The sequence below is a fragment of the Nocardia yamanashiensis NBRC 100130 genome (genome assembly GCF_001613325.1).
GTDB lineage: Bacteria > Actinomycetota > Actinomycetes > Mycobacteriales > Mycobacteriaceae > Nocardia > Nocardia yamanashiensis.
Map to the genome: position 1 here is coordinate 261,671 of NZ_BDCD01000021.1, position 6,066 is coordinate 267,736.

7 protein-coding genes, 1 tRNA gene and 1 pseudogene are annotated in these 6,066 nt (G+C 69.5%); 4 read left to right on the forward strand and 5 right to left on the reverse strand.

Going from position 1 to position 6,066, the window contains the following annotated elements:
- The first annotated feature begins 33 nt into the window (after positions 1-33).
- Positions 34-106: transfer RNA gene (locus tag NY1_RS25485), tRNA-Arg, on the forward strand.
- Positions 107-248: 142 nt separating this feature from the next.
- On the opposite strand, the gene NY1_RS25490 is transcribed toward NY1_RS25485, so the two are convergent.
- The 4 genes from NY1_RS25490 to NY1_RS25505 form a co-directional block, all read right to left on the reverse strand.
- The gene (locus NY1_RS25490; RefSeq protein WP_084535321.1) at positions 249-965 is read right to left on the reverse strand and encodes a maleylpyruvate isomerase family mycothiol-dependent enzyme; all 717 of its coding nucleotides are present in this window, start codon (positions 963-965) and stop codon (positions 249-251) included.
- Between the two features lie 26 nt (positions 966-991).
- Complete coding sequence (locus NY1_RS25495) at positions 992-1,735, reverse strand: DUF998 domain-containing protein (RefSeq protein WP_084535322.1); 744 nt, start codon at positions 1,733-1,735, stop codon at positions 992-994.
- 191 nt (positions 1,736-1,926) lie between these two features.
- Entirely contained in the window at positions 1,927-2,331 is a 405-nt protein-coding gene (locus NY1_RS25500) for a very short patch repair endonuclease (protein ID WP_067718427.1), read from the reverse strand.
- Positions 2,332-2,425: 94 nt separating this feature from the next.
- Positions 2,426-3,568, reverse strand: a complete 1,143-nt coding sequence (locus NY1_RS25505; protein ID WP_067718306.1) for a DNA cytosine methyltransferase — start codon at positions 3,566-3,568, stop codon at positions 2,426-2,428.
- A 242-nt stretch (positions 3,569-3,810) separates the two neighbouring features.
- Here NY1_RS25505 and NY1_RS25510 point away from each other — a divergent pair, with 242 nt between their 5' ends.
- Complete coding sequence (locus NY1_RS25510; RefSeq protein ID WP_084535324.1) at positions 3,811-4,413, forward strand: putative glycolipid-binding domain-containing protein; 603 nt, start codon at positions 3,811-3,813, stop codon at positions 4,411-4,413.
- Here the strand turns inward: NY1_RS25510 and NY1_RS25515 are convergent.
- Positions 4,410-5,360 (reverse strand): prephenate dehydrogenase, encoded by a 951-nt coding sequence (locus NY1_RS25515; protein WP_067718309.1) that lies wholly within the window; start codon positions 5,358-5,360, stop codon positions 4,410-4,412. The two genes, NY1_RS25510 and NY1_RS25515, sit on opposite strands and share 4 nt — an antisense overlap.
- Before the next feature lie 58 nt (positions 5,361-5,418).
- Here NY1_RS25515 and NY1_RS25520 point away from each other — a divergent pair, with 58 nt between their 5' ends.
- Positions 5,419-5,958 (forward strand): tRNA adenosine deaminase-associated protein, encoded by a 540-nt coding sequence (locus NY1_RS25520; RefSeq protein WP_067718311.1) that lies wholly within the window; start codon positions 5,419-5,421, stop codon positions 5,956-5,958.
- A 23-nt stretch (positions 5,959-5,981) separates the two neighbouring features.
- Positions 5,982-6,066, forward strand: a pseudogene (locus NY1_RS44730) (nucleoside deaminase); the annotation flags it as partial.

Sequence of the window (6,066 nt, forward strand, 5' to 3'; positions counted from 1 at the left end):
GCTCGCCTGGTGTAGTACAAAATGAATAGCCATGCGCCCGTAGCTCAACGGATAGAGCATCTGACTACGGATCAGAAGGTTAGGGGTTCGAATCCCTTCGGGCGCACAACAAAAGGTCCCGCACTCTCAGAGCGCGGGACCTTTTCGCTTGCGTCACATCGCCTTTCGGCCGCCTCAGGGCGGCCGTGAGCTATCTCACCCGGCCGCCCCTCGTCATTCCGGCATGCTCTCAGCCGGAATCCACACGCTCACTTCCAAGCCGTCAGGTCCGGCAGGTCGCCGGTGAGGTCCTCGCCCTTGGACCGCCCGATCAACCACGCGGCCAGCGCGGCGGCCGGACCGGTGATGGTGGTCGCGCCCGGGCCGGTGGTGCCGGTGTAGCCGGTATCGGTCGCGTGCACGGTGAAGCCCGGCCCGGCGAGGGCGGCGCGGTCGGCCACGGACTGGGGGAGCAGGCGGGACAGGAACGCCTCGGACCAATCGGCGGGGGTGTAGTCCAGCGCGAGGTCCACGTGATGGATCTCCACCTCCAGCAGGCGCATCCAGGGCACCTTGGTGGCGGGGATCTCGCCGCCCTGGCGGTTGCGGACGATGGTCGGCCAGCGGTCCTCGGGCATCACGCGGGCCAGGGCCAGCCAGCGTTCGGCCGAGGCGGCCAGGTCTTCCAGTTGATCGCGCAGGGGACGCGGGGCGCCGGCTTCGATATCGGCCTCGCGCAGGTAGGCGCTGGCGTACTGGGGCGTCTCGATGCCGGTGCGCGCCCAGAGCAGCAGGTTCACCAGGCTGTCGGCATTGCGCGAGAGATGCGCGAGCACGTGGCCGCGGGTCCAGCCCGGCAGCAGCGACGGCTCGACCAGGTCGGCGTCGGTCAGTTTGCCGGCGGCTTCGAGCAGGCGCTCGGTCGCGGCGGCGACGGTGTCGAGCTGAGTGGCTATGCCGGTCGATTCCGGTGCGTCGCTGGTCACCTTCCCGACCGTACCCGGACACCGGATCAAACGCCGGATGATCCCGGGCGGTCCGCGCGGTGTCCGGAATCCCGTTCCGCCACAAAGATTTGCACGGCCAGCGCGATCAACCAGAGCGACATGGCGCCCACCTGGATGCGCTGGGCGATGCCGAGGCCGTAATTGCCGGACAGGTTGTCCGCGATCAGCATCCACGCCGTCACGATGGAACCGATGATCAGGATCCACAGGCCGGTGTGCCGCAGGATGGGCCAGCGCTTGTACTTGAACGCGGCCACGCTGAACGCGATCATCGCGGTGTAGATGGAGAACACCGCGAGGGTGCTGGTCAGCGCGTGCACCTGGTGCAGCTGTGGGAACAGGCCGGTGTCCACATAGCGGTTCGGATCCTGTTGCTGTAGCGGCATCTGCGCGTCCGCGATGGTCGAGGCGCCGAAGCAGGCCAGCGCGATCCAGCCGATGTTCGAATACAGCCGCCGCGAGAACAGCAGCAGCCCGCCCAGGCCCGCCACCACCAGCAGCGCACCCGCCACGGTGTCGCCGGTGGTGAACACCCAGCGGAACGGCGCGCCCTTCTCCGCCAGCTGGCTCAGGAAGGTGTTGGTGGGGTCACTGGTGATGGGCAGGACGAACTCCAGCACCCACGAGGAGTAGCCGACGCCCGCCAGTCCGATCAGGATCGCCACGCACCAGCGCGCTACCTTGCGCCACCGCGGGGTATGCGTCGGTTCGCCGGTCGCGGTCTTCGCCTGTTCCTGGGTTGGCATCATCGCCGGGCTCGCTTTCGCTGACGTCACTCGCTCTCGCTGCACTCAGCCGGTCGCATCGCACACTCGGTCGCTCGTTTTGCACACTCGGTCATCGATAACGCACTGCCCGCAGTCATCGTTCCGGACTGGTCGGACGGTCCGGCGCTTCTTCCATAATGGCTCATCCGCGCACCTGCTCGCCGCGACCGAGTTCACAGCGCGTCGGTCACCAGGTCGGCGGCGGTATCCGGCCGCTCGTGCTCCCAGATCCGCACCACGGTCCACCCGGCGGCGATCAACCGGGCATCGGTATCGCGATCGCGGGCCACATTTCCCGCCAGCTTCGCCGCCCACCATTCGGCATTGTTCTTCGGAAACGTCGCGTGTTCCGGGCAGCTGTGCCAGAAACAGCCGTCCACGTAGACCGCGACCTTGCGGCGCGGGAACACGATGTCCGCCCGCCGCCGCATGCCCGGAATCGGCGCGCGATCCACGAAGAACCGCTTGCCCCGCCGATGCAGCTCCCGGCGCAGCGCGAGCTCTGGCTTGGTCCCCACGCGCCGCTGCTTGGCCATGCGCGCACTGGTCGCCGCGTCGGTGACCGGACGTCCGCTCATCCCGCGCGCCGATCCATCGGATCGGTCCGGATCGGGTCCGGTCGCGGGGTGCGGCATACCTCTCCTGCCTCTCGCACGGACCGCCGCCTACGACTCAGGCGGCCTCGCGGGGGAATCCTCCCATCCGGTCGAGGTGGTTCTCCACGTCGTCCAGGAATCCGGGCGGGAAGCGCAGCGACCCCATACGGGTGCGGCGCAGGAAACCGGCCGTGGCACGGGCCGAGAGCAGGCGGGAGTCGTCGAGGAACCAGCGCAGGTCCTCGTAAGGGGCGTGAACGGGCCAGGTGGACACCGGAACTCGCATGCGGACGCCGTCGCGGCCCCAGGCGGCGGTGGGCCAGCCGCGCCCGGTGAGCGGTTCGCCGTCGGGGTAGGGGTCATCGGCGGGGTCGGCCAGCCGCGAACCGATCCAGTCGGCCATGCGCACGCTGACCGCATTGCCGACCAGCTTCCATCGATGGCCCGGGCGGACGCCGGGGACGGCCAGCGCGGGCGCGGTCCAATCGCGGTCGAAGCCTTGCAGGCGTTCGGTATCGGTGAGGCCGGGGGTGACGATCTCGCCAGAGGGGAGGCGCACCGCGGGCGGGCTCGCGATGCCGAGCGCGGAACCGCCCTTCAGGGTCGGCACGGCATTGACCGCCCAGCCCAGCCCGCGCTGCCCCTCGGTCCAGTAGAAGCCGCACGGATCGTGCGCGGGATCGCCGACGGTGCGCGGCCCGGCATCGCAGCCGAAGAGCACCGGGCGCGGATCCTCGGTGCGCGAGGCCAGCATGAGCACCCGCTCGCGGCGCTGCGGCAGCCCGAACGCGCGGGCGTCCACCACCCGGTAGGCCCAGGTGTAGCCGAGTTCCTCCAGCGCGCCGGTGATGTGCCGCATGGCCGCCCCGCTGCCCAGCTGCAGCATGAACGGCACATTCTCGATGAGCAGCCAGCGCGGCCCGCGCTTGCGCCGCACCAGCCGGAACACCTCGTCCACCAAACCCGAACGCGCCCCGGTGATTCCGGCGGTGCGGCCGGCCTGCGACAGGTCCTGGCAGGGGAATCCCGCGGCCACCAGTTCGGTGCCGGCGGGCAGCGCGCGTAGTCGCTTCACATCGGAATGCAAGGGGACGTCCGGGAAGTGCGCGGCCAGCACCGCCTGTGCGCCGGAATCGATCTCGCACAGCAATTCACTGCGCCAGCCGTGTGCGGCGAGCCCGAGCTCCAGTCCGCCGATGCCGGCGAACAGGCCGACCATCCGCGCGCCCGTCACTTCAGTCCCTTTCACCCCGGGTCCCCTGATTGCCTCGAGTACGTTACTCGAGTTGCGGCGCAACCATCGCGATCAACACCGGGCACAACGGACCTACCAGGCATAACAGGGAATAAATCCCGCCGCGTGCGGACCTCCGGCGATACCGATCGGCGCGCGCTGTGATCCGAGGCGCGCGGTGCCGCGTGCGCGCGAGCGGGCGCACACCTGCACGTACGGTATTAGGCGTGACGGAGAGCGGGAGCGAGGAATCGAAGCCGGCGGCGCCCAAGTGGCCGGCGATTCTGACCTGGCGGGCGCACAACGCGTCCCGCATGGAGTCGGTGCGGGTGGTGCTCAGCGGCAATCGGATTCGCGCCGCCGGCCGCATCATCGCCGGTGAATGCGAGGACCATCCCGCCTTCAGCGCCTCCTACGACCTGGTCACCGACGAGAACGGGGTGACCCGCCGGCTCTCGCTGCGCAGTACCCTCGCCACCGGCGAACGGCACGCCTCGATCGCGCGCGACGAGGAGAACTACTGGCTGATCGACGCCGGAAACACCCACGTGCGCTCCACCTTCGGCGGGGCGCTGGACGTGGACGTGGTGCTCAGCCCGTTCTTCAATACGCTGCCCATCCGCCGCTACGGGCTCGGGCACGCCAGCGAGGACGTGCAGGTGCCCGTCGTCTACGTCCGGCTGCCGGACCTGCTGGTGCAGGAAGCCAGCCTCACCTACAGCAGCGGGGCCGACGGCATCCACGTGCTCTCGCCCGTCTCCTCGGCCACCGTCACGGTCGACAACGACGGGTTCCTGCTCGACTACCCCGGCCTGGCCGAGCGGATCTAGCCGAGCGCTTCGAGGACCCCACCGCGGCGTCCGGCATCGGCGAGGCGCGCCAGCCAATCCTGGTCGCCGGGGCGGATATCGGTGATGGCCCAGCGCTGGTTGTCGTCGTATTCGACGCGGCCGTCGTGGCCGGCCTCGACCAGCTGGGCGATCTCGCCGCGGTCGCGCAGGCTGTCGCGGGCGTCGTTCAGCACGCGCAGCGTGTCTTCCAGGACCTCGAGCAGCGCGGCCGCATTCGGCTCGCAGATGGCGCGCACCAGGTCCGGGGCGGTGGCCGCCACCCGGGTGCCGTCCCGGAAGGATCCGGCGGCCAGGCCGAGCGCCAGTGGGCCGCCGTTATTGCCCTGGATGGCGAGGGCTTCGGCCAGCACGTGCGGCAGGTGCGAGATGCGCGCCACGGCCTTGTCGTGCTCCTCGGACACCACCGGCACCACCACCGCCCCGCAGTCCAGCGCCAGCCGCGCCACCCGGCTCCAGGTTTCGGCATGCGTATCGGGGTCCACGCTCACCGCCCAGGCCGCCTGCTTGAACAGATCGGGATCGGTCGCCGCCCAACCCGATTCGTTCGTCCCCGCCATCGGATGGCCGCCGACGAAACGCGCACCCAATTCGTGCCGGTGCACGGCCGCGCGCACCGGCGCTTTGACGCTGACCACATCGGTGAGCGCGCAGCCGGGCGCGAAGCTCTTCACATCCGAGAGCACGGTGTCGAGGGCCGGCATCGGGACCGCGAGCACGATCAGCGCGTCGCTTTCGGCGGCGCGCCGGAGCACCGCCTCCACATCGCTGATCACGTCGTATCCGTCGGCGCGCGCGGCGCTCGCCCCCGCCTCCGATCGATTGAACCCCCACGCCCGATAGCCCGCGGCGGCCGCGGCGCGCAGCACCGATCCACCGATCAAACCGGTACCGAGGACACAGACAGCTGCTTTCGGATGGCCCGTCATGCGATCAGATTCGCATACGACTTCAACATTTCCCCCGAAGCGGACTACCGTTGCGGCCATGGCAGCACAACGCTCGAGCGCGAACAGGGCGGCGTCGGAAGATTACGACGACGTGGAAGGGTTCGCAGTGGCGGTTGTCCGCGAGGAAGCCAACTGGAAAGTGACGCCCCTGACCTCGGCGGCACTGCACAGTCTTTCCGAAGCGGAGGATGAGTTGCGAGCTTTGCGAAGCTCCGGCGCGGTCTTCGGTCTGCTCGACATCGACGACGAGTTCTTCATCATTCTGCGTCCCGCCCCCACCGGCAGCCGCATCCTGCTCTCGGATGCGACGGCCGCCATCGACTACGACATCGCCTACGAAGTCCTCGAGCAGCTGAATGTCGAAGTCCCCGATATCGATCCGGACGACCTGGACGACGTCGACCCCTGGGAGGAAGGCGACCTCGGCGTCCTGGCCGATCTCGGCCTGCCCGAACCGGTGCTGGCCGTCATCCTCGCCGAAACCGATCTCTACCCCGACGAACAGCTCGGCATGATCGCCCAGCGCCTCGGCTTCGCCAACGAATTCGCCGCGGTGCTGGACAAACTGCCCAGGTGACCCCGGTCGGCGCCGACGAGGCCATGATCCGCGCGGCGATCGCAGCGGCCCGCACCGCCGATCCGCGCGATGTCCCCGTCGGCGCGGTCGTCTTCGGCCCGGACGGCC